Origin of the sequence: Bernardetia aquimarina (assembly GCF_042180575.1) — a bacterium.
Lineage (GTDB): Bacteria > Bacteroidota > Bacteroidia > Cytophagales > Bernardetiaceae > Bernardetia.
In genome coordinates this window covers 983,220-1,007,584 of sequence record NZ_CP170094.1, presented here as the reverse complement: position 1 = coordinate 1,007,584, position 24,365 = coordinate 983,220, and the positions used below count along the sequence as shown (strand labels likewise).

Genomic DNA, 24,365 nt, shown 5'->3' with positions numbered 1-24,365 from the left:
GGTAGTTAATTAATCACTAAACATTAATAATTAAATTCTAATAAAAAATCCTTTTTTATTTTCTGTAAGAGAACACTACTTAGTTTCATTAAAATTAATTTAGTTAAAATAGTGTCAAGGCTAGTTCTCTTTTTTTTCCATTTTAGTTGTACTGTTTCTTATAGAAGAAACCACGAAAAAGTAGCAGTAATAGCGCAGAAAAACGGTTATTCATTTATCATGAATTTTGTATTCAAGGTAAAAGTTATTAAAAACAGAATGTGAAGCATTCAACTGATAACTGCATTACTGATAACTGATAACTGAAGTTATTGTGCTGCAAAGCCTTTTTCGTCTAATCAAATTCAACATGGCTGTTAAAAAGTTAAAACCAATGACTCCAGGTCAGCGTTTTCGTATTGCTCCTACATTTGAGGAAATCACGACAAACACACCTGAGAAGTCTTTACTAGCACCTTGGAAAAGGTCTGGTGGTCGTAACGGATCAGGGAAAATGACAATTCGTCAGCGTGGTGGTGGACACAAAAAACGCTACCGTATCATAGACTTCAAACGTTTAAAGCACGGTGTGCCAGCGACAGTGAAGACTATCGAATATGACCCAATCCGTACGGCTCGTATTGCTCTGCTTTTTTATGCAGACGGTGCAAAAGCGTATATGATTGCTCCTCAAGGTATCAAAGTAGGACAAACTGTTATGTCAGGAGAAGGTGCTTCTCCAGATGTAGGAAACTGTCTTCCTCTTGGTGTTATGCCTTTAGGTACAATCGTACATTGTATTGAAATGAAACCTGGTCAAGGTGCAAGTCTTGCACGTAGTGCTGGAGCGTATGCTCAATTAGTAGCTCGTGATGGCAAATATGCTATTCTTAGACTCCCTTCTGGTGAAACTCGCATGATTCTAGGTACTTGTTATGCTACTGTTGGTACAGTATCTAATGGAGACCACATGAACGTAATTATGGGTAAAGCTGGTCGTAAGCGTTGGCACGGTCGTCGCCCTCGTACTCGTGGTGTTGCAATGAACCCTGTCGATCACCCAATGGGTGGTGGTGAAGGTAAATCATCTGGTGGTCACCCTCGCTCACGCAATGGCTTATATGCTAAAGGACAAAAGACTCGCAAGGTCAATAAATACTCCAATAGCTTTATTATTACTCGTCGTAAAACTCGTAACTCTTAATTATGGCTCGTTCACTCAGAAAAGGTCCCTATATAGACTATCGCTTAGAGAAAAAAGTAGCTGCTTTAGAGCAGACAGGCAAGAAGACCGTTATCAAAACTTGGTCTCGCCGTTCTATGATTTCTCCAGACTTTATCGGACATACTTTCGCTGTTCATAACGGCAACAAATTTATTCCTGTTTATGTAACTGACAACATGGTTGGTCATAAATTAGGAGAATTTTCACCTACTCGTAACTTTCGTGGACATATTGCCAAGAAAGATAAGCGTGGTAAGAAATAAGGTAGTCGTTTTTTTTAATTCTGTTTCACCTTTCTAAACAACAAATAAATGGAAGCTGTTGCTAAATTACAGAACGTACCTACATCTCCACGCAAGATGCGCTTAGTCGCTGATATGATTCGTGGAAAGAAAGTAAGTTCTGCAATAAATATGTTAAAATTTGAGCCCAAAGTTGGAGCTCGTTATATGGAAAAATTACTTCTCTCGGCAGTAGCCAACTGGGAAGTCAAACACGAAGATTTCGCTAACGAAATTGGTAGCTTAGTTGTAAAAACTGTTTTTGTTGATGGTGGTAAAATGCTTAAACGCATCCAGCCAGCTCCTCAAGGACGTGCGCACCGTGTACGTAAGCGTTCTAACCACATTACACTTGTTGTGGGATTACCATCAGAAGGTGCTTCACTTGCAGATATGACTGAATCGATTGCGAATCAGGCAGCAGAGCAAGCAGCAGAGGCTTTGGAATCAAACGACAAATCAAACCAAGAATAACAAAAAACTAACACTATGGGACAAAAAGTAAATCCTGTTGGCTTTCGCTTGGGTATTGTTAAAGGCTGGGACTCAAACTGGTACGGTGGCAAAACCTTCGCAGACAAGCTCGTAGAAGACGAAAAAATTCGTAAATATATCCGTGCTAGAATTCAACGTGGTGGTATTTCTAAAATTATCATCGAACGTACACTCAAGCGCATTACCGTTACTGTTCATACTTCTCGCCCTGGCGTAGTAATCGGACGTGAAGGTAAAGAGGTTGATAATCTCAAAAATGAGCTTCAAAAATTGACTTCGAAAGAAGTACAAATCAATATCTTCGAAATCAAACGCCCAGAGATGGATGCTCGTTTGGTAGGTGAAAATATTGCTCAACAATTAGAAGCTCGTATGTCACACCGTCGTGCGATGAAACAAGCGATTCAAGCTGCTATGCGTGCTGGAGCAGAAGGAATTAAAGTCAAATTGGCTGGTCGTTTGGGTGGTGCTGAGATGGCTCGTGTAGAACTTTATAAAGAAGGAAGCACGCCTCTTCACACACTTCGTGCAGATATTGATTATGCTATCAGTGAAGGCAATACTATCTATGGAAAAATAGGTATTAAAGTATGGATCTATAAAGGTCAGCTTTACGGAAAGCAAGATTTATCTCCTGCTGCTCTTGCTGAAAAACAAGAACGCAGTGGTGGACGTGGTGGAAATGACCGTGGTGGTAATCGCCGTGGTGGAAACCGTAATGACAGAAATGACCGTGGTGGAAACCGTCGTGGTGGAAACCGTAATGACAGAAATGAAGGTGGTGGAGACTCAAAAGGAGGAAATCGTGGTGGTAATAACCGTGGTGGAAACTCTGGAGGTGGAAACAACCGTGGTGGTGGTGGAGGAAAAAGATAAATTTAGATTTATCCTTTTCTTAAACTAAACTAACATAGTTTCTGATATATTAAAATGAGATATATTTCTTTAATTAGAAATGTATCTCATTTTTTGTTGAATTAGAAAGCTACTCTCACAAAATAAAACGATAGAAGGAAGAATAATAATTTTTATAGAACTGATAAACTCAATGTACAAAGTTAGATGTGCCTATATAAAACCTGTTTCAAAATAATAATTTGCTCAATTTTCGTTATATTTAGAAAGTCATTAAAGATAATTCCTTTCTAAACTTATGAAAAACTACTACATTCTATTCTTATTTTATATTTCCTTTTCTTCAACTATTTTTGCTCAAAATTCTAGTATAAGTTATAATGATAATTCAGATTCTTTAGATATAAAAAAATGGAATTTATTATTAGAAGAAGCTGCTTATCAACAAGCTCGTTACGATTACAAAAATGCGATTCAGTTTTATAAAAACCTTCAAGAAAAAACGCAAGAAAAAGACAGTATTTATTTTTTTGAAGTAACGAATCAGTTTGCTAGTCTGTATAAACAACAGGGAAATTATGCAAAAGCCGAAATTTTACTTTCTCAATGTATTAATTTCAACAAAAAAAAATTTGGTTCAAACAGTCTTCAATATGCTCAAACTTGTAATGATTTAGCTGTTATTTATCGATTACAAGGCAATTATAAAAAATCAGAAACTCTTCATCTAAAAGCAAGAGAAATTCAGAAAAAAGAACTAACAAAACTTAGCATTCCTTATGCTACTTCATGTCTGAATCTTGCAGAACTTTACCGAATAGGTAATTTATACGACAAATCAGAACTTTATTTGATAGAAGCAAGTAATATTTTTGGACATCTTTTGGGAAGAAATCACCCAAGTTATGCAAAGTCTTTGGTCAGTTTGGCAGATTATCATATTTATAAAAACCGTTTTGCTATGGCAGAAACAGCCTTGATTACGGCTCGTCAGATTTATGCTGAAAGTTATAGCAAACAAAATTTAGAATATGCAAATACGTGTACAAATTTAGCGACACTTTATACCTCTCAAAATAATTATCAAAAAGCTCTTTCTCTTTACAAGGAAGTCGAACATATCTATAATAATTTACTCAGCAAAAGACATCCAGATTATATTTTCTTCTTAAATTCATTCGCTATTTTTTATCAAAAATATGGTTTTTATGGAAAAGCACAGCCACTTTTTGTTGAAGTAATAAAAACAAAACTAGAAGAGTTAGAAGCAAATTTTTATAGTTTGAGTGAAAAAGAAAAACTAAATTATATCGAAAGTAATGAGTTCTATTTTGATAATTTCACTACTTTTTTTGTACAAATGTTAGTTGAAAAACCTGATTATAATGGCTTTGAAGAGCTTTTGAAATCAACTATCAATATTCAAATTGCTCGTAAAGGAATCTTATTAAATGAGAATAAAAAAATTCAACAGACTATTCTTTCTAGCAAAAATCAAAATCTTATTGAGAAATATGAAGAATGGAAACAAGTCAAACATCAAATTGCATTAGGACATAATCTTACCCTTTCAAAGAGAAATGAATTAAAATTAGACTTAGAAGAATTAGAAAATATTGCTAATGATTTAGAGAAACAAATCTCTGCAATTTCGAATAAAACATCCTCTCAAAGTATATATGTAGAAAAATATACCATTCAAAATCTACAAAATAGTTTGAATCCAGATGAAGCTGCCATCGAAATACTGAAAAGCTCATTTTGGGACAAAAAATCTCGTCAAGAAAAAACATTATACATCGCTCTTATCATCAAAAAAACGGAAATAAATCCTGTTTTGATAACTGATATTGATGAAGAAAAAGAATTAGTTTATTATAGAAATACAGTTCAATTTGAGTTAGAGAATACAGATAGTTATGATAAGTTTTGGTTTCAGATTGATAGAAAATTAGGTAATACAAAGAAAATTTATTTTTCACCCAACGGAATTTATAATTTTGTTAATCTCTACACACTTTATAATCCCAAAACTAAAAGTTATTTGATAGATGAATTGACAGTCCATTCAGTAACTTCCCTAAGAGAAGTTATAGAAACGAACGAAGATAAAAAAGGTAATCCAAACTTTGAAAAAATGGCTGTTTTGATGGGAAGACCAAATTATTCATCTCAAAAATCATCTCAAAATGATGATGAGGAAACTAATCCATCTAACTCGGATGATAGAGGTTCAATTTTGTCTAATTCACTGCAATTATCAACAGGTATTTTTACAGATTTGAAACAAACTGAGCAAGAGGTAAAGACAATAGATTCGCTTTTGAAAAAAAATAGTTGGAAGACAGAAGTATTTTTGAAATCAGAAGCCTCCGAAGAAACTCTCAAACAAGTTTTTAATCCGACTATTTTGCATATCGCAACACATGGGTATTTTAAAGAAACAGAAAATCAAACTCCTATAAATAGTATGTTGGAAGCAGGGATTGTACTTGCAAAACCTCAAGATAATAATCAAGCAGAAGATGGAATTTTTACAGCGTATGAAGCCTCATTATTGGATTTACAAAAAACAGAATTAGTTGTTATTTCAGCTTGTGAAACTGGACTCGGAAAAGTTGCTTCCCAAGAAGGTATTTATGGATTACAAAGAGGTTTTAGAGCAGCAGGGGCAAAAAATATTTTGTTATCATTGTGGAAAGTTGATGATAAAGCCACTCAAGAACTTATGATTATCTTTTACAAAGAATGGTTTGGAGGAAAAACAAAACAAGAAGCTCTACATGCAGCACAACTTTCTATGAAACAAAAATATCAACATCCGTATTATTGGGGTGCTTTTGTTTTGGTAGGAAAGTGATTTTATTAAAAACTATATCAGAAGGGAGAGTTTAACCAACAAATCAAATTACCTTAGTCTTCTTTTAAATCATCTAAATTTAATCCGATTTGAGGAAAAACTATCTTTTGTATATAATCCATAATTGATTTTTGAGCTTCTTTGACTTTATCTTTTCGCTTTATAAGTTCTTTGCGAACTTTATTAGCTATTTTTTGAGCATCTTTATTTTCATCTTCCAAATCCTCAATAGGTATATCTTTATGAGCAAATTCTTTTAAAAACCACGTATTATCATATAAAATTATACAACAAGCAGCAATCAAAATATCAATTTTCCGTTTTGGATAAATAGAATCATCGATAGCATCTAAAAATAAATCTAAATAATCAATTTCAGCCATGATAATATCTTCATCTTGTTCCATAAAATAATAATCTGGGTTTGCTCCCCAAATATCTAATAATTCTTTATCTATTTTTGGAGGAGAATAACCAACAGAAGAGCATTTTGTAGAATTACATTTGGTACAAGCTGAATTCCAAATTTTATTTGAATCATATAAACTAAAAGCAGCTTCAATTTTGCTAAACTCAAATGCATCTTGATTTTTACAGTCTTTGCAAGTTCGTTTTACGTAGTATTTCATAATCAGTATAACAAAATTGATGGATAATAAATTCCTTACTTATTCTATGAAAAATATAATTTATGCGTTTTTAGCCATTTTAATGCTGTTTTCTTTTAATTCTTGCCAAAATAATAAAAAAATAGAAACTAAAAATGCAGATTCTCTTTCTACTCAAAGAGAGAAATCAAAATTAGTTGTTGAATATAGAATTATTGAAGGATTAAATAAAGAAGATCGTTGTTTAGAACTTGCTTTACGAGATAGTTTGAATAGAAAACGAATTTATTTTGTAGAAGTAGATTCGAATAAATTTTTACCTAGAAAAGTTACAGAAAATTATTTTTATTGGTATGATAATACTAATTCAGCAAGTTTAACAGGAGAAGATGAAAATTACAAAATTTATGTAGATAAATATTATTATACAACTTCAACTCTAATTTTTGAAGATAAAAAAACAGGACATTATTATTTTACATTTACGACTACCATCAAGGGAATTTATATGATAAATAATGCATATTGGATAGTTCAAAATGGGTGTCACATGGGCTGTTATACAGAAATTAGTAGAATAAAAGACCCTAAAAAATTATTTTGGATAGATAAGACAGATATAAAGCGTATTTACAAATACATAGATTCTAGTTCCTATGAAGATAGACAAGAAATGTATCAAGAAATGGAATATATGTATTCTTATGATAGCTTAGGACAAGATTTTTTAGGATTTATTCCTTATCAAAATTCTATGATTTTATTTTTAAATGGTAGGGAAAATAGAAATAATAGATTTTCAGTAATTCAAATTAATGAAGATAAAAGTATAGATACACTTGAAAATAGTTTTGAGGGAACAATGTTTGGAATGCCTTATGATGGTTGTACAATTCTACCAAAAAATCAAAATTTCATTTCATTTTGTAGTGTAGTTTTGGAGATAGAAAACGATACACTTTTTGTTTATTCTTTGGAATAGAATCTAGCAGTTTGATTTTATTCTGAAAAGTGAGTTACAACAAAAACCTACTAAACTTCCAAAAAAGGAAACTTAGTAGGTTTTACGTAATTCTTAAATCAACTGTTATTTATTCAGCCAATTCAGCATCAACAGCATTAATAAAATGTGTTGTAAAATCTTCTAAAGACATTGTACCCAAATCGCCTTCACCTTTCTTACGAACTGAAACAGTATTTGATTCAACTTCTTTTTCGCCAACTAAAAGCATATAAGGAGTTTTTCCGACTTCTGCATCACGAATTTTGCGACCAATTTTCTCATTGCGCTCATCTACACTACCACGAATATCATTTTGACGTAATTTTTGTACAATTTCTTTTGCATAATCATTAAAACGCTCTGAAATTGGCAATACAACAAGCTGGTCAGGAGAAAGCCAAAGAGGGAAATTTCCTGCCGTACTTTCAATCAAAATAGCTACAAAACGTTCAATCGAACCAAAAGGCGCACGATGAATCATAACTGGACGATGCGCTTTATTATCCGAACCTGTATATTCCAATTCAAAACGCTCTGGTAATGTATAATCTACCTGAACAGTTCCTAATTGCCATTTTCTACCGATTGCATCACGCACCATAAAATCTAGCTTAGGACCATAAAATGCAGCTTCTCCATATTCAACGACAGTTTTTAAGCCTTTTTCTTCAGCAGCTTCTTTGATTTGACGCTCTGCTAAATCCCAGTTTTCATCTGTACCTACATATTTAGCTTTATTTTCTGGGTCACGGAGCGAAACTTGCGCCGAAAACTCTTTAAAACCAAATACTTTGAAAACATAAAGTACTAAATCAATAACACTTTTAAATTCGTCTTTTACCTGTTCTGGCGTACAGAAAATATGTGCATCATCTTGCGTAAAACCACGTACACGAGTAAGTCCGTGCAATTCTCCACTTTGTTCATAACGATATACCGTTCCAAATTCTGCCAAACGTAACGGCAAATCACGATAAGAATGTGGTTTTGTTTTATAAATTTCGCAATGATGAGGACAGTTCATTGGTTTCAAGAAAAACTCTTCATCTTCTGATGGCGTTTTGATAGGCTGAAAGGCATCTGCACCATATTTTTCGTAGTGTCCAGAAGTAATATAGAGGTTTTTGTGTCCAATATGAGGAGTAACAACAGGGTCATAACCACGTTTTACTTGCTCTTTTCTCAAAAACTGCTCTAAACGTTCTCTAAGCATTGTACCTTTAGGCAACCACAAAGGAAGTCCCAGACCAACACGCTCTGAAAAAGTAAACAATTCTAGTTCTTTTCCTAATTTACGGTGGTCTCTTTTCTTAGCTTCTTCTACTTGCTCTAAATATTCTTTTAATTCTTTCTCTTTTGGAAATGTAATTCCGTAGATACGTGTGAGCTGCTGACGGTTTTCGTCGCCACGCCAGTACGCACCTGCTACATTAAGTAATTTTACTGCTTTTACTGCTCCTGTATGTGGAATATGAGGTCCACGACACAAATCTGTGAAATTTCCTTGTGTATAGAAAGTGATTTTGCCATCTTCTAAGGCTTCAATCATTTCTAGTTTATAAGGGTCTGCTTTTTCTGTGAAATAAGAAATTGCATCAGCTTTCGAAATTTCTTTTCTTACAAATTCGTTTTTTTGTTTGGCAAGTTCTTTCATCTTTGCTTCGATTTTTGGCAAATCGTCAGAAGAAAAAGTTTTTTCGCCAAAATCTACGTCGTAATAAAAACCGTTTTCGATGGGAGGTCCGATAGCAAATTTTACATTTTCATAAAGAGCTTCTAAGGCTTCGGCTAAAAGGTGGGCAGAAGAATGCCAAAAAGCCATTTTTCCGTTGTCATCATTCCACGTAAGAAGTTTTAAAGCCGTTTTTTCTGGTAAAGAACGTGTAGAATCCCACACTTCTCCATTTACTTCGGCTGCAAGTACATTTCTTGCTAGTCCTTCACTAATACTTTTTGCTACCTCAAAGGCATTTGTGCCTTGTGGATAATTTCGGATACTTCCGTCTGGAAGAGTTACATTGATTTCGCTCATAAAGTTTGTTTAGTCATTGCCTACAAACGCAACAACCTATTTTTTTGTGGGGTTAGAAATAAATCAAAGCTACAATTCCTTGATTTTTTATTTTTAAACCGTCGTTGAGACTCAAATGCAGCCATCAACGAGGACTTAGTTACAAATATCTATAAAATAAATGTAGAATGATAGGAAAAACGCTCAATGAACTCAAAAGAATTTAGAAATTCAGTCATTTTCATCTTTGGCAGTTATGATTATAACTTGAACTCTTGTTTATAGCTTGTTTTTAAGAAATATTCTTATTTCAGAGTTTTAAGTTTAGGACAAAAATAGAAAACAATTAGCACAGAAACATAATTTCTCACTAATCATAATCACTAATTTATTTTTTTCAAAAAGTCTGTTACTTTCTTGTTTCTTTTGGATTGTAAAGGTAGAAAGGCACTTAAAATAGATTTCTTTTAGGGATTTTGAGAAATTTCTTAACTTTTTTAGAAAAAAACTCATTTCAGATTAGGAACTTTATAATAGTCTTTTTACTTTTGATTTACTGTTTTTTACTTCAAAACTAAAAAAAAATATGTTAGGTTTAATACTTATAGGAGGATTACTTGCCATTTCAATTGGTTTAATCTTTCTTTTCAAAGGCGTTTTAGATAATAACGGCAAAAAAATATTAGCAGGCGAAATAAAGCAGCCTGAAGTAGGTATCCTTCGTAAATTTTACGATGTAGATGCAAATTATTATTCAGGACTTTTCTTTAGTATTGGTCTTGTAATAAGTGTAGGAATGATGCTTGTGGCTTTCACTTGGGAATTTGAAGACACAGAAGATTTGGCTGAGTATGTTGCCCCTGTTGCAGAAACAGAAGAAATCATTGATGTTCCTCTTACAAATATTCCACCACCACCACCACCAAAAGTACAGGTAGTAACTCCAGAGGAGATTATAGAGGTAGAAAATGATATTGAATTAGATGAAAATATCGAAATCAAAATCGAAGATGTAGAAATTGAAATTGATAATATCGTAACTGATGTAACAGCCATTGAAGCTCCTCGTCAAGAAGAAGAAGTAGAACAGGTTTTTACTATTGTAGAGCAAAGTGCAGTATATCCAGGTGGAATGGATGCTTTCTATAAATATGTAGCAAAAGAATTAGATTACCCAAGACAAGCCAAAAAAATGGGTATTCAAGGTAGAGTATTTGTTCAGTTTGTTGTAGATAAATCAGGTAAACTTACAGACGTAAAAACTGTAAAAGGTATCGGTGGAGGCTGTGATGAAGAAGCCGAACGTGTACTTAGAGAATCTGTTAGATGGGCTCCAGCTAAACAGCGTGGTAAGACTGTAAAAGTTCGTATGAATATTCCTATCGTTTTCAAATTGGATAATTAAAAATTAGTTTTATCTTAGAAAGTGAAAACATAGCTTTAGAAAATACTTTTAAAACCTATTCATTTATTTGGATAGGTTTTTTTGTTTATTGTTATAAAATTGTTACTTTTTTTGTGTTTATGGATTGTATAGTTATAAAAAAATAACTTGAAAATATATTGCAATGACTACTAAATCTATCAACGTTCTAAAATTTGCTTTAGCTATTCTTCTTTTATCAAACTCTGTTTTTATTTTTTATGTTTTCAAGCAAGAACAAAATCAAAACAAACAAAATTCTGAATTAAAGAATCTAAATACGAAATTAGATTTATTAGTTAAAAATAATTCTGAAAGTCAAAGTAAAAAAATACCTTGCTTACAAGTTGTTATAGCAGATGAAAAAACACAAGAACTAAAACCTGTAAAGATTGAATACGTAAAGGAGGTTTTGATAGATAGTGTTGAAGATATTGAATACATTGAAGCTCCTAGAGAAGAAGATGAAATTATTTCTTGTATGGCTTTTTCTTGGAGAGAAGTTGCACCAGAAAAAGGAATCCAATCATTTTATGATTACATCAATAAAAATATAAATTATCCCATAAATGCAAAAAGAGAAGGGATTGAAGGAAAAGTAATCGTAAGTTTTGTAGTAAATAAAAAAGGAGAAATTACAGAGGTAGAAGCAAAAAATGACATTGGTGGAGGTTGTAAAGAGGAAACCGAACGAGTAATCAAAAACTCTCCCAAATGGAATCCTGCTCGGCAGCGTGGGAAAACTGTAAAAGTACGTATGTCTATTCCAATAGTGTTTAAACTAACGTGAACCTTTAGGTTTGTAGTAGATAAAATAGAGAAGTAAAATAATTGAAATTGAATGTTACTTTTTGGAATAAAATGAATTGTATAAAGTAAGTAATTATAACTACTAAAATTATTTTTAATTTAAAATATATACAATTATGCAACTACTTATTTTTCTTAGTGCTATTTTATGTTTTTCTGTTTTAGCTGGTGTATCGCTTTTGCGTTTGTGGCTAAATTACCAAGAAAGAAATATCCTAAATTATGATTCAGCTTATAAAGATGACAAAAATAGTATAGACCAAATTCCAAAACGTTTTTCAGCTATTTCTATTCATAATTATTCCAAAATGCTTTTTGGTTTTGGACTCATGGTTAGTTCTGCTTTGATTTTGCTTGCTTTTACTTGGCAAACTGAGGAAGAACAAAGTTTGATGGAAAATACGACTGCATTTGTTGAAGAAGAAGTAATTGATTTGCCTCCTCTTACAGATATTGTACCTCCACCTCCTCCAAAAGTTCAGATAGTCGATCCAAGTAATCATATAGAAGTCGATGATATTGATTTTAATAATGAGTTTATTGAAATTAATATGGAAGAATTAGAAGTCGAAATTGAGAATATTGTAAGTGATGTAAAAGGAATTGATGAAAAGAATTTTCAGAAGGAAGAAGAAGAAGAGTTATTTATTTTTGTAGAAGAACCTGCTGTTTTTGAGGGAGGAATGGATAACTTTTATAAATATGTATCCAAAAATCTAAAATATCCAAAAGAAGCAAAAAAACAGGGCATAGAAGGAAGAATATTTCTTCAATTTGTAGTTGATAAAGATGGAAGTCTTACTGATATAAAAGTAGCTAAGGGAGTTGGATTTGGATTAGATGAAGAGGCAAAACGTGTTTTGAGAGCATGTCCGAAATGGAAACCTGCTCGTCAGCGTGGAAAAATTGTAAAAGTACGTATGTCTATTCCAATTGTGTTTAAATTGGATTAAAAAACTGTTTGGGCAAGGTATTTCTTGTCCTTACTTTTTGTTCTGTATTTACTTACTTCTGATTTCTGACTTTACTTAGGTTCTCTATAAATCATAATTGGCATTCCATTATCAAGAGCCATTTTTCGGATGCTTTCTTTACTTCCAAAAAGTTTTTTAAAGAATGTTTTTTCAGTTTTTAACATCACAAGTATATCAGGTGTGTGATTAGAAAGATAATTTTCTAGTCCACTGGTTACACTTTTTGAATCACGAAGTACTTTAAAACTAAGTTTGCTAAACAAAACAACATCAAACTCAGCTTGAAGTTCTTGCATTTTTTCGTTTTCTTCTCTCAATTTTTTTCCATCAGTACAAACGTGCAAACAATCTAGTTTTGCATCAAAATTACTGGTAAGCTCTATTAAATCACGAATTCTTGTTGCATCATTTCCATCAAAATTAGCAGCATAAACTACATATTCTAGTGGTTTGTAAGTAGCATCTTCTGGAATGGTTAGTATAGGACAATTTGCCTCTCTGACCACTTTATTATTCAAAAACAAATCTTTTATTTCGTTACTATCTTTGTGTGACAAGACTATCATAGCAATAGAATTGTCTTGCATAATTTTTCCTGTTGCATCGTCGGGGTGTCCTTCCATAACTAAAGGTTCAATCATAACAGGCTGTCCAGTTCCATTATAGGTGTAATTTTCATATTGAGCCAATAAAACACGCATTTCCATGTATGCTTTTTCGTGTTTTTCTTTAATTTCTCTTTTGTGTAATACTGCATTTGCCCCTAAGGGAATAGTAGAAGTAATAAAATGACACAGAATAACTATCTTATGAGAGGCTTGAGCAATCCCTATGGCATGTGCTAAGGAAATTTCGGTTGCAGGAGTAAAATTGATGGGAACGAGAATATGCTCCATATTTTCTTTAGAAATTAGAGTAGTAGCGTGTGTGTGTTGTTCAATAGATGACTTTGAAAATGATTCTGAAATAGAAATCATACTTTTTTCAAATTAATAACTTCTTTACTTTTCTCAAAATTAGATGACAAGTTTCGTATTATTTTTTGAACAAAAAACACAAAGTAAATTGACCAAAAATGAAGTAAAAGAAAAGGATAAAAAAGTTTAGTAAAAGAATAAAATTAGTGGATTGTATTGTAATATCTTATACAATAGAATTTAGTAGGATTAATATTTCAAGTCAAAATACACTTTTTTTGTAAATTAATCAATGTAAAATCTAAAAACTATCTAATTTTGGTCAAAAAGGAGGTAAATAAATGAGTTCATTTTTTATAATAGTAGATAGAAATCGGTATTCAAGGTTGTATCAATTATTTTTCTAAATTATCAATAGTTGATTTTAACATAACAGGTACAATAATTTTATGAAAAATTTTGACAGGAAGAAAATAGAGTTTCCCAAACCAGTTGTTAAATTCAACTGTGGTAGAAATAAATACCTCTGTTTTGTTTATGTCTAAGTTACTTGGGGTAAAAAAAAGAGAAACTCTAAAATTCAAATGTCTGTCATCTTCTCCCATAACAACTTCGTTTTCTGTTTTATGAAATATTTTGAAGAGTCCTAGTTGTTCTCCTACTTCACACCTAAAATTATTTAATTGTTGTTCTCTTTTTGTCATCTTGCCTGATGTTTTAAGTCCAAATAATGACACTATTTTATTTCTTAGACTAAATAATTTTCCTACCCAGTTTGGAGAATAAACAAAAAAAGCCTTTCCAAGTTGTGTGCTTGTTAGAGTATTGTTTTTGTCATTCAAGATTCCTACAAAACTATCTATATAATCATATTTTGCTTTATCCAAATTTAAAATGGATTGCTGTGGAAGCTCTGTTTTGGCTATCATTTTGGTTATAATTTGATTGTAATTTCTTCAAAAATGGAGTATTGATTACCATTATTTTGTGTGATAATATTTCTCTAATAGTTCTTTGGCTACTTCTACGGCATTTCTATTTCCATTTGCGACTTGCTTTTCTAAGTTAGATAATTGATTTTTGATAAAATTAGTTTTGTAAAAATCTCTTTTCAGATGCTCTTCAATAGTTTGATGTAACCATTCCTTATTTTGCCTACTACGATTTATTGTGAAAAATTCATTTAAAGAAGTTTGACTTACAAAGTCTTCGATAGTTGCCCAAATAGTTGATATTCCATTGTTTTTCAAAGCCGAACAAATTTCTACAGGAACTGTCCAGTTAGAATCATTAGGTGGAAAAAGGTGTAAAGCATGTTTGTATTGGGACTTGGCTCTTGTGGCTGCATTTTTATTCTCTCCATCAGCTTTTGTAATGACGAGCATGTCAGCCATTTCCATAATTCCACGTTTGATTCCCTGTAATTCGTCGCCAGCACCTGCAAGCATTAATAAAAGAAAAAAATCTACCATTCCTTTTACAATCGTTTCAGACTGTCCAACACCAACAGTTTCTATCAAGATTACATCAAAACCTGCTGCTTCACACAAAAGCATTGTTTCTCTTGTTTTCTGACTTACTCCACCCAAAGAACTGCGAGCTGGCGAAGGACGAATATATGCATTTTTGTGATTTGAGAGTTTTTCCATTCTTGTTTTATCTCCCAAAATACTTCCTCCCGAACGCTGGCTACTTGGGTCAATGGCAAGAACAGCTACTTTTTTGTTTTGATTTTCTAATTCTGCCAAAAACAAACCAAATGTTTCGATAAATGTACTCTTTCCAACCCCTGGAACACCAGTAATTCCTACACGAATCGAATTTCCTGTATAAGGCATTAGTTTGTCAATAATTTGTGTGGCAAGCTCATTATCGCTTTCCAACTGACTTTCTATAAGTGTAATGGCTCTACTTAAAATAAAAGGATTGTGAGCCAAAATTCCGTCGATATACTCTTGAGGTTCTAAACGTGAACGTCTGTTTTTTGCCATAAAAACTAATAAAAATTAAAGTTCGAATAAAAAATGTGAAAATAAACTATGTCGATAAAGTGTCGATTGTCTTTTTGCTTTTACTGTTTTTTGGTCGTTTTATTCAACCAATTTGTAGAAAAGCTAAACAAAAATGATGAAAATACAAGCCTTAATTTCGGATTATTGACAAAAAAACGTTATTTTTAGTCAATAATAAGAGTTTATTAATGACTTGTATGATAAAACCTTTCACAACGTACAAACGTATCGAAAAATAATTCGTATCTTTGTATGTATAGAAATAGGTTTTCCCTGCTTGTTTTAATTTTAACTTCAATTCAAGACGACTATTTATTCTATTGTTTACAACTTACCTAATTACTAATAATGCGTTTTTTACGAAAGATATTTAATCTTGCTACAATTACAGGAACAATTACAATTTTTGCGTTTATGTTTTTGTTGCAGACGGTTGCTGTAAATTTTGATTTTCTCAATATTTTCGAACAAACTATTAATAACTTCAAAATTTCTGATGTTTATTTTTCTCAAATTAGAGATAATGAAAAAATAGAAGTAGATACAAATATAGTCATTGTAAATATTGGATATTTGTATCGTGATGGGTTGGGAGCGCAATTAGAAATTATTTCAAGATACAAACCTAAAGTGATTGGGTTAGATGCACTTTTGGAAGGTCCAAGAGCTTATGAACAAGATTCTACATTAGAAACTTTTTTACAGATTGCAAGTGATAGGTGTCCGATTGTTTTTGCTTCAAAACTAGAAAAACCAAATGAAAAAACGAAAAGTTTTGATAGTTTAGGAATGCCTTTCGAACCTTTCCAAAAATATGTAGAACTTGGTTATGTAAATGTAGTAACTGATGAAGATACAAAATTTGAAACGGCTCGTATTGTCTCTCCAAAAGAAAAGGTAAAAGCTTCAGTAGAATATAGTTTTGCGACAAAGTTGATACAACTTTCGTATCCTAAGAAAGCAGAAAGACTTTTAGCTAGAGATAATGAAGTAGAAACAATTTACTATCGTGGAGATTGGGATAAATTTATGGTCATTGATCCTGTAGATGTTTTACAAGAAAATTTTGACCCTTCTTTTTTTAAAGACAAAATAGTTATTATGGGCTATATGGGTTCTACCTTTATAGAAGAAGATGGTGTAGATGACAGATATTATACGCCAATGAATACACGACCTGTCGGAAGGGCAGCAACAGATATGTACGGAATTATGATTCATGCCAATATGCTTTCGATGATATTACATGAAAACTATATCGATGTTATTCCTTCTTATTTAGCTATTATTATTTCTGTGCTGATGGCTTTTGCAAATGCTGTATTATTTACGTATATCTATTTTCATAGAAAACTAGGAACTTGGTACGATGTTATCACAAAAGGAGTTCAGCTTGTAGAAGTAGTTATATTTGTATTTATTTTTATTTGGACACTTGCCACTTATAACTTAATGTTAGAAGTAACTGTCGGTGTTTTGGCTGTAGTATTGTCTGGAGATGTGCTAGAAGTATTTTTGGCTATCTTGACTAATTTGTACCCTAAATCAAGTCGTGCCTATGAATAAAAACTGAAAAAATAAAAACTGGAAAGGAAAGTTAAGTTCAGAAAAATAGAACTGAAAAATACGACAATCTGTATCTAGTAATAAAATTATAGAAATCGAATAAAAATTTCAGATTTTTATATCTTTTTACCAAGTTTTCACGTAAAACTAATATATGATTATTTTTTGTTCGATTATTGCAGAACAATAAACTAAAGTTATCTCAGAACTATCTACAAAAGAAGGGGAAAAGTAAATACTATTCTTTGTTTTTGAAAAACAAGTTTGAATAAACGAAGTCTTTCATATAGGTAGTCAAATATAATAAAATTATCAAAACTCAAAAAAAATAGTTATCAAATACTTATCTCAATTAAATTTTAAAACTATGAAAACAAAATCACTATTCTTAGTCGCTCTTATGTTGCTAATCGGTGGAACTACAATGGCACAAGATTATGCCTTTCGTGTTCTGACTGCAAAAGGAAACAATACAGCTTCTAAAAACGCAATCCGTGTAGGTTCTAAACTCAATAATTCTGACGTTATCGTTATGGAAGAAGGAGGATATTTAGGTCTTTTACACACGAATGGACAAACTGTTGAGCTTCGTACTAAAGGAACTTACAAAGTAAACGAATTGGCAAGTAACTTAAAGGCAAGCAATGGCTCTAGTCTTACTGCTCGTTATGCAAACTACGTAGTTTCTGAACTTACATCTTCTGCTGAAGAAGCGAGTGGCGATAATCGTTATAAGCACATGAAAAAGACTGGTGCTGTAAAGCGTAATATGTTGAAAAAGGTTACTATTCTTCAAGAAAGTAAAGTAAATATGCTAGGCGATAAAATGGAAATCGAATGGTTTGTTTATGAAGATTTGGCAAAAGTTAGCCCTAAAGATGTGAGAGAGTACCGTGTTATATTGACAGATCTTCGCAATAACGAACTTTACTCTGAGACTACAACAGAAACATCTTATGTAATAGATTTTTCTCGTCCAGAGCTTAAAGACCAAACTACTGTTCTTTATAGAGTTGAAGTGGCAGATGAAGACAAAAAGGATAAAAACATCAATTCTGATAACCAAGTTATTAAAAAAGAAAGTGATGCTAAGAAAGAAATCCGTGAGCAATTAGACCAAATTGGTGATGATACTGCTCTTGGACATCTTATCAAAGCACAATATTTGGAAGATGAAGGATATTATGCAGAAGCTGCAATGGCGTATAAAGCTGCAATGGCTCTTGCTCCTGAAGTAGAAACATACAAAATATTGTATGATAGTTTTACTGAGCGTTCTGAAATGAGTGAGAAAGCAATTCTTGCAAAGAAAGAAGATAAGAATACAGCTACAAATGACTAATATTTATAATCAATATTAAATTTATTTCATATAAAAAAAGGTCTTTACTTGATTGTAAAGACCTTTTTTGTTTTGCTTATCAAGTAAAACAGATTATTTTATTTCCCACTTTTCCCAAGCCTTCAAGAGTTTGATTTGTTTTTCATTTTTATCTTGGGTCTCTTCAAAACCAAAATCTTGTTCTTGTTCTACAAATACAGGTTTAGATTTTAATGTTTGTTCTTTTATTTTGGTTTTTTTTCTTTTCTTAAACTCTCTAGCCACTACTATTTCCATCTCTTCATTTTCTTTATAACTGGCTTCTGTAATCAAATCCAAGAAATTCGCAGCATCTACTTTTTGGTTATTTATTTTCAAGATAACATCACCTTCTTCAAACATCTTCCCAAATTCATTTGCGCCTTCCATACTAAAAACACTTACTTCTTTTGTTTGTGGATCAACTGCCAAACCAATATTTCCAAAGTTAAATACTTCTTCTGTTCCTTCGCCTGTTGTGTTTATGCCAATAGTTTTTAGATAATCTGTATAAGGTAACTCTTTATTTCCTTCTACATAATCAGCAAAGAAAGTACGAATTTCTGGGTACGTCATTTCAGTAATTACATCAAAAAGTTTGTCGTCTTTAAAAGGTTGTTCTGTTCCATATTTTTTTGATAAATCTTGCATTAAGTTCATCAAACCATATTTTCCTTCAGATAATTCTCTCAAACGAATATCCAACATCCAACCAATTAAAGCTCCTTTTTCATAAACATTTCCATATTCGTCAGCATATTCATCCAAACAACCCAAGCTCATTTCTGTAAAAGGAACATCAGAATAATTATTGGCTTCACTTACTTTTTCACGCATTTTATCCAAAAATTCTTCTAAAGAAATCAAATCTTGTTGTAACAAAACATGATTTGCAAAATATTCAGTAACTCCTTCATAGAGCCAAAGGTGTTTTGACATTTTAGGATTGATAAAATCAAAATAATGAATTTGTTCAGAGTGAATAGAAAGAGGTGTCAAGATATGAAAAAACTCATGAGCTGCAATTTCTACAACTGTATTTGCAAGACGAGAAGCTCCCAAATTAGGCAAGAAATAAAGCGAAGAATACGAATGCTCTAAAGCTCCATACGAACCCGAATTGCTAAAACCATCAAAAATATAAATCAAAAACGCATATTTTTTGATAGGTAATGTTCCTCCTAAATAATTTTTTTGAGCTTCTAAAGATTTCTGAACTTCTTTTGCTACTTCTTTCGCCTTTACTGTTCCTTTTTCGTGAAAAACTGAAACCAAAATTTCTGCGCCTCCTACATCAAAAGTAACTGTATCAGGAACAGAATATAACATCGGAGAATCTGCCAAAAGGTGATAATCTGAAACTAAGTAAAGGTCTTCTTTCTCTCCAGAATTGATAGGAATTAAAGGAGTAGCGCCATAAAACTTTTTAGGTTTGATAATATTTATCAAAAAAGAGTTGCGTTTTAATCCTTCCAAATAACCAAAAAAGCCATGTGTATTGATTACAAAAATCTCATCTTCAATATCTGTTCCTCCTGGTTCGAAGACTTTGTTTTTTTCTTGTGAATCAAAAGTATCATCTACTAAATATGTGATTTTATCTAAATTTTTAGTAGGAAAACGCCATTCGTTTTCATTAGGATGAGAAAAACCAATTTCTTTGCCTTTTTTATCAAATACTTTAAAATTACTCAAAAACCGTCCAAAATCATAAATACGATACGTACCAGGAACAATTTTAGGCATAAAAAAAGAAATAGAATCTTCTTTTGGTGGATCAGTTGGCTCAACAGAAGGACGGAATTTGTCTAAGTTTGTAATTAAAACTTCAACAGGAACTTTGTCATTTTTTACTTTTGTGAGGTCAAGCTGATACGAATATACTATTTCTGAAGGGTCGTAGATTTGAACCACTCCCATTGTTTCTTGTTGAGCAAATATAGATTGGGCTGACAAGCTAAATACAAAGAGTAAAAAGACAAATTTAGAATGAAGTGAAAAAATATTCATAAGATAAAATTAAATTGTATAAATAGAAATAATTGATTTTGTAACTAAAATAGCAATTTGATTGACAAGAAAGGTTTTTTTTAGATTCAGTTTTGATTATTTATGATTTTTGGAATGAAACTCCGAATAAAACAAAACTTCGAAAATATAACCTGTCATTCCTCCAAGTGTATAACTGATTATATCAAACCATTGAAAATTATTTCCCAAAATCAATCTACTTACTTCATAACTCCGAATAAAACTAATCCAGTTAGCTGGTTTTGGTTGATAAAGTTGAAGAAATTCAATTCCATAGCAAAATGAGTAGAAAAATTTTGTAAGTCTGAGCTTTTGTAAATATAAATCCAAAAATCAAGAAAAATAAAACGGCATATAGATAATCTCCAAAATGCTCAGTAATGAAACTAGAAATAAATTCAGTTCTTGAAACCAAACCAATTATAATAGTAAGAACAACTAATAGGAAATAAATTTTTCGCTTTCTTGGCATTTTGGAATAGGTTGAAATGTATAAATCAAAATTACTTCAAAAATTTCTAAATTATTTCAATAAATTTGAAGTTTAAAGCAAAATAAATGTATTAATTCAAATAAAAACATATCAAAAAATGAGTATCAAAATAAAGCCAGTAGAACTAATCAATGAAGGACAAAAAAATACAATGGTTGGTTTTTTAGGAATTGAAATTACAGAAGTTACAGAAAACTCAATTAGTGGAAAAATGCCTGTTGATGAGCGTCATATACAAATTATGGGTGTTTTACATGGAGGAGGTTCTGTTGTTCTTGCCGAAACGTTGGGAAGTATTGCTGCAAATATGAGCGTCGATACAGAAAAATATGCCTGTATGGGATTGGAAATAAATGCAAATCATATCCGACCTGTTCCAAAGGGAAAATGGGTGTACGGAACAGCAACAGCACTTCATGTAGGTAGAAAAACACATGTTTGGGAAATAAAAATGACTAACGAAGAAGGAAAGCTAACATGTATCAGTAGAATAACGATGGCAGTAGTGGAGCGTTTTCATTAATTACTGAAAGTTGCTTGTAGAGAAATAAGCAACAGTAAAATTAATTGGATTTAGAAAATTCTGATGAATGATAACAAAAAATAAGGTTACTTATTTAATTTCAAAAATTTAAGAATATATACGCCATTGCTCGTGTCTTGATGAGCAATACATTAAACAAAATAGCTATTTTATGGCTATCTTTGTAGTATAATTGAACTAATAATCGAATCAGAATACATAATTCATTCCCACCTTTTTTTCTTCTATTATGAGCGAATCTCTAAAACATGAATGTGGAGTAGCATTCTTACGCCTTCGAAAACCACTTGGATATTATATTGAAAAATATGGAACACCTGCTTATCCTGTCAATAAAATGTTTTTATTGATGGAAAAACAGCACAACCGAGGTCAAGATGGTGCAGGATTGGCAAGTATCAAAATTGATATGAAAAAAGGACATCAATACATTGACCGTATTCGTTCGATTGAAGAACAGCCTATCAATCATATTTTTAATAAAATAGGTAAAAAATTTACTAAAGCCCAAAAAGAAGGTAAAAAATATTATAAAGGAAAATGGGTAAAAGAGAATGTTCCTTTTGCTGGAGAGCTATTTTTAGGACATTTGCGTTATGCAACCTATGGAGCAAATGATGTACGTTTTTGTCATCCTCTTTTGAGAAGTAGCAACTGGAGAAGTAGAAATTTACTTTTAGCTGGTAATTTTAATATGACAAATGCCGAGGAGTTATTTAGTCATTTGGCAGAATTAGGGCAGTTTCCACAAGAACAAGGCGATACAATAACAGCTTTAGAAAAAATAGGGCATTTTTTGGATAGAGAAAATCAACATTATTATGCCCAATATCAACAAGAAGAAAGGGCAAAACTAGCTTTTGATGTGAATGTAAATGGAAAAAATATCCATGAAAACTATGAAACCACAGAAAAAACACAAACGCTTACCAATGAAGAGATAATTGGTAAAGTAGAACAAAATATTGATTGGAAAAAAATATTAGAGCGTTCGTGCAACGATTTTGATGGTGGATATGTCATGGTAGGGATGGCTGGTCATGGAGATGCGTTTGTGGCTCGTGACCCTGCAAGTATTCGTCCTGCTTATTATTATATCAATGATGAGGTAATTGTGGCAGCTTCTGAAAAACCTGCTATCAAAACAGCTTTTAATTGTGATTATTCTGAAATACAGGAACTTGAAGGAGGTCATGCGCTTATTGTAAACAAAAAAGCAGACTACGAAATAGTCAAGTTTCAAGAACCACTACCGAAAAAGTCGTGTAGTTTCGAACGTATTTATTTTTCAAGAGGAACAGACCCAGAGATTTATAACGAACGAAAAATGTTAGGTCGTCAGTTGCATCATCAAGTTTTGGATGCCATAGAACACGATTTGGAAAATACTATTTTTTCTTATATTCCTAATACTGCCGAAACTGCATTTTTAGGTTTGGTAAAAGGAGTAGAACATCATTTGATAGCGCAGCGAGAAAAAACATTAAACCATGACGAAGAGTTATCAAAGGAAGAGGAGGTAAAGATTATGTCTTTCCGTCCTAGAGTTGAAAAATTGGTAATTAAAGATTCTAAAATGCGAACTTTCATTACTGGTGATGCTCAACGAGATGATATGGTGGCGCATGTTTATGACACAACGTATGAGATTGTCAGAAAAGGAATTGATACGCTTGTTGTCATTGATGATTCGATTGTGAGAGGAACAACCTTAGAAAAAAGTATCCTTACGATGCTTGATAAACTAGAGCCAAAGAAAATCGTTATTGTTTCTTCTGCTCCTCAAATTCGTTTTCCTGATTGTTATGGAATTGATATGTCTAGGCAACATGAATTTGTTGTTTTTCGTGCTTTGCTTGCGCTTTTGGAAGAGCGTCATCTGAAATACATGCTTGATGATGTGTATGATAAATGTTTGGAATCAAAAAAACTGCCGTTAGAAAAAGTAGTTAATCATGTCAAAGAATTATATGATATGTTTGAGTATGAAGAAGTTTCTGACAAAGTAGCCGAAATTATTTCAACAAATATCAAAGCAGAAGTAAAAGTAGTCTATCAAACAGTAGAAAATTTGCATAAAGCCTGTCCAAATCATTTGGGAGATTGGTATTTTACAGGAAATTATCCTACACGAGGGGGAAATAGAGTAGCTAATCAAGCCTTTATTAACTTTATGGAAGGTAAAAAAACGAGAGCCTATTAAAACTAATAAACCTATACGATTTTCAAAATCTTATAGGTTTGCATTACTAAAATAAAAACGTATAAAAACAATGAAAAAAATAATCTTAGTTATTGTATTATCATTTTTCTGTTCTATTTCTTTTGCACAGGTAGAAGGTGTAGAAGTAGAAAAGCCACAAGAAGATGAAAAAGAAGAAAAGAAAGAAGAAAAAGAAAGTGAAGACGATGATGATGAAAAGATTCCTCTTATTGATCGTTTTTATTTTGGTGGAAACTTAGGAGGAACTTTCGGACGTTTTACTTACATAGATATTTCTCCAATAATAGGATATAGACTTACACCCAAATTTTCAGTAGGTGTTGGAGGTACATATCAGTATCAAAGACAAAATGATAATGGTGGAAATTTGTTATGGAAACAGAATATTTATGGAGGACGTTTGTTTTCTCGTTACATAATTGCAGAAGATTTTTTGAATGTAGGCAATTTATTTGCTCACGCAGAATATGAATCTTTATTTGCTAAATTTTCTTATACAAATATTAGTGGTGTAGCCGAAAATACACAAGCATTTCCTGCGTTTTTTGTTGGTGGGGGATTAGTCTTTCCGATAGGCAATCGTGCTGGTTTTACTATTTCAGCTTTGTATAATCCTTTCTATGACCAGTATAACTCAATTTATGGAAGTCCTTTACAAGTGCGTGTAGGTGGATTTTTTTAAAAAATGAATATT

Annotated in this window: 21 protein-coding genes; 14 read left to right on the top strand and 7 right to left on the bottom strand. The window is 32.0% G+C overall.

What is annotated here, in order from left to right; all coding sequences use genetic code 11:
* The first annotated feature begins 349 nt into the window (after positions 1-349).
* The 5 genes from rplB to ACE193_RS04110 all read left to right on the top strand — a co-directional run bounded on the left by rplB (position 350) and on the right by ACE193_RS04110 (position 5,695).
* Positions 350-1,183 carry a 50S ribosomal protein L2 gene (gene rplB / locus ACE193_RS04130; protein ID WP_375561749.1) on the top strand — a complete coding sequence of 278 codons (834 nt, stop codon included), beginning with the start codon at positions 350-352 and terminating at the stop codon, positions 1,181-1,183.
* Positions 1,184-1,185: 2 nt separating this feature from the next.
* Positions 1,186-1,467 carry a 30S ribosomal protein S19 gene (gene rpsS, locus ACE193_RS04125; protein WP_375561748.1) on the top strand — a complete coding sequence of 94 codons (282 nt, stop codon included), beginning with the start codon at positions 1,186-1,188 and terminating at the stop codon, positions 1,465-1,467.
* A 48-nt stretch (positions 1,468-1,515) separates the two neighbouring features.
* A complete protein-coding gene (gene rplV / locus ACE193_RS04120; RefSeq protein WP_014798967.1) occupies positions 1,516-1,959 on the top strand; it encodes a 50S ribosomal protein L22 in 444 nt (147 codons plus the stop codon).
* 15 nt (positions 1,960-1,974) lie between these two features.
* Entirely contained in the window at positions 1,975-2,856 is an 882-nt protein-coding gene (rpsC, locus tag ACE193_RS04115; RefSeq protein ID WP_375561747.1) for a 30S ribosomal protein S3, read from the top strand.
* 277 nt (positions 2,857-3,133) lie between these two features.
* On the top strand, positions 3,134-5,695 hold the full coding sequence (locus ACE193_RS04110; RefSeq protein WP_375561746.1) for a CHAT domain-containing protein: 2,562 nt from the start codon (positions 3,134-3,136) through the stop codon (positions 5,693-5,695).
* A 53-nt stretch (positions 5,696-5,748) separates the two neighbouring features.
* On the opposite strand, the gene ACE193_RS04105 is transcribed toward ACE193_RS04110, so the two are convergent.
* The gene (locus ACE193_RS04105; RefSeq protein ID WP_375561745.1) at positions 5,749-6,324 is read right to left on the bottom strand and encodes a hypothetical protein; all 576 of its coding nucleotides are present in this window, start codon (positions 6,322-6,324) and stop codon (positions 5,749-5,751) included.
* A gap of 46 nt (positions 6,325-6,370) precedes the next feature.
* Between ACE193_RS04105 and ACE193_RS04100 the strand changes: the two genes are divergently transcribed.
* The gene (locus ACE193_RS04100; protein ID WP_375561744.1) at positions 6,371-7,285 is read left to right on the top strand and encodes a hypothetical protein; all 915 of its coding nucleotides are present in this window, start codon (positions 6,371-6,373) and stop codon (positions 7,283-7,285) included.
* A 109-nt stretch (positions 7,286-7,394) separates the two neighbouring features.
* Here the strand turns inward: ACE193_RS04100 and thrS are convergent, their stop codons facing one another.
* Positions 7,395-9,338 (bottom strand): threonine--tRNA ligase, encoded by a 1,944-nt coding sequence (thrS, locus tag ACE193_RS04095; protein ID WP_375561743.1) that lies wholly within the window; start codon positions 9,336-9,338, stop codon positions 7,395-7,397.
* A 565-nt stretch (positions 9,339-9,903) separates the two neighbouring features.
* On the opposite strand from thrS, the gene ACE193_RS04090 reads away from it, so the two are divergent.
* The 3 genes from ACE193_RS04090 to ACE193_RS04080 all read left to right on the top strand — a co-directional run bounded on the left by ACE193_RS04090 (position 9,904) and on the right by ACE193_RS04080 (position 12,503).
* Positions 9,904-10,722, top strand: a complete 819-nt coding sequence (locus ACE193_RS04090; RefSeq protein WP_375561742.1) for an energy transducer TonB — start codon at positions 9,904-9,906, stop codon at positions 10,720-10,722.
* 163 nt (positions 10,723-10,885) lie between these two features.
* Entirely contained in the window at positions 10,886-11,530 is a 645-nt protein-coding gene (locus ACE193_RS04085; RefSeq protein WP_375561741.1) for an energy transducer TonB, read from the top strand.
* Between the two features lie 136 nt (positions 11,531-11,666).
* The gene (locus ACE193_RS04080) at positions 11,667-12,503 is read left to right on the top strand and encodes an energy transducer TonB (RefSeq protein WP_375561740.1); all 837 of its coding nucleotides are present in this window, start codon (positions 11,667-11,669) and stop codon (positions 12,501-12,503) included.
* Positions 12,504-12,574: 71 nt separating this feature from the next.
* Here the strand turns inward: ACE193_RS04080 and ACE193_RS04075 are convergent, their stop codons facing one another.
* The 3 genes from ACE193_RS04075 to meaB form a co-directional block, all read right to left on the bottom strand.
* The gene (locus tag ACE193_RS04075; RefSeq protein ID WP_375561739.1) at positions 12,575-13,501 is read right to left on the bottom strand and encodes a universal stress protein; all 927 of its coding nucleotides are present in this window, start codon (positions 13,499-13,501) and stop codon (positions 12,575-12,577) included.
* 335 nt (positions 13,502-13,836) lie between these two features.
* On the bottom strand, positions 13,837-14,370 hold the full coding sequence (locus ACE193_RS04070) for a DUF2867 domain-containing protein (protein WP_375561738.1): 534 nt from the start codon (positions 14,368-14,370) through the stop codon (positions 13,837-13,839).
* A 51-nt stretch (positions 14,371-14,421) separates the two neighbouring features.
* Positions 14,422-15,432 carry a methylmalonyl Co-A mutase-associated GTPase MeaB gene (gene meaB / locus ACE193_RS04065; protein WP_375561737.1) on the bottom strand — a complete coding sequence of 337 codons (1,011 nt, stop codon included), beginning with the start codon at positions 15,430-15,432 and terminating at the stop codon, positions 14,422-14,424.
* 369 nt (positions 15,433-15,801) lie between these two features.
* Between meaB and ACE193_RS04060 the strand changes: the two genes are divergently transcribed.
* Together ACE193_RS04060 and ACE193_RS04055 are read left to right on the top strand one after the other, a co-directional pair.
* Positions 15,802-17,019 carry a CHASE2 domain-containing protein gene (locus ACE193_RS04060; RefSeq protein ID WP_375561736.1) on the top strand — a complete coding sequence of 406 codons (1,218 nt, stop codon included), beginning with the start codon at positions 15,802-15,804 and terminating at the stop codon, positions 17,017-17,019.
* Positions 17,020-17,386: 367 nt separating this feature from the next.
* Entirely contained in the window at positions 17,387-18,361 is a 975-nt protein-coding gene (locus ACE193_RS04055) for a hypothetical protein (protein WP_375561735.1), read from the top strand.
* 93 nt (positions 18,362-18,454) lie between these two features.
* Here ACE193_RS04055 and ACE193_RS04050 read toward each other — a convergent pair whose 3' ends face one another.
* Both ACE193_RS04050 and ACE193_RS04045 read right to left on the bottom strand, forming a co-directional pair.
* Positions 18,455-20,389, bottom strand: coding sequence for a peptidase M61 (locus tag ACE193_RS04050; protein WP_375561734.1), 1,935 nt, complete (start codon positions 20,387-20,389; stop codon positions 18,455-18,457).
* 96 nt (positions 20,390-20,485) lie between these two features.
* A complete protein-coding gene (locus ACE193_RS04045) occupies positions 20,486-20,740 on the bottom strand; it encodes a DUF2809 domain-containing protein (RefSeq protein ID WP_375561733.1) in 255 nt (84 codons plus the stop codon).
* A gap of 260 nt (positions 20,741-21,000) precedes the next feature.
* On the opposite strand from ACE193_RS04045, the gene ACE193_RS04040 reads away from it, so the two are divergent.
* The 3 genes from ACE193_RS04040 to ACE193_RS04030 all read left to right on the top strand — a co-directional run bounded on the left by ACE193_RS04040 (position 21,001) and on the right by ACE193_RS04030 (position 24,353).
* Entirely contained in the window at positions 21,001-21,426 is a 426-nt protein-coding gene (locus tag ACE193_RS04040) for a PaaI family thioesterase (protein WP_375561732.1), read from the top strand.
* 250 nt (positions 21,427-21,676) lie between these two features.
* Positions 21,677-23,650 (top strand): amidophosphoribosyltransferase, encoded by a 1,974-nt coding sequence (locus ACE193_RS04035; protein ID WP_375561731.1) that lies wholly within the window; start codon positions 21,677-21,679, stop codon positions 23,648-23,650.
* 70 nt (positions 23,651-23,720) lie between these two features.
* The gene (locus ACE193_RS04030) at positions 23,721-24,353 is read left to right on the top strand and encodes a hypothetical protein (protein ID WP_375561730.1); all 633 of its coding nucleotides are present in this window, start codon (positions 23,721-23,723) and stop codon (positions 24,351-24,353) included.
* Positions 24,354-24,365: the final 12 nt, after the last annotated feature.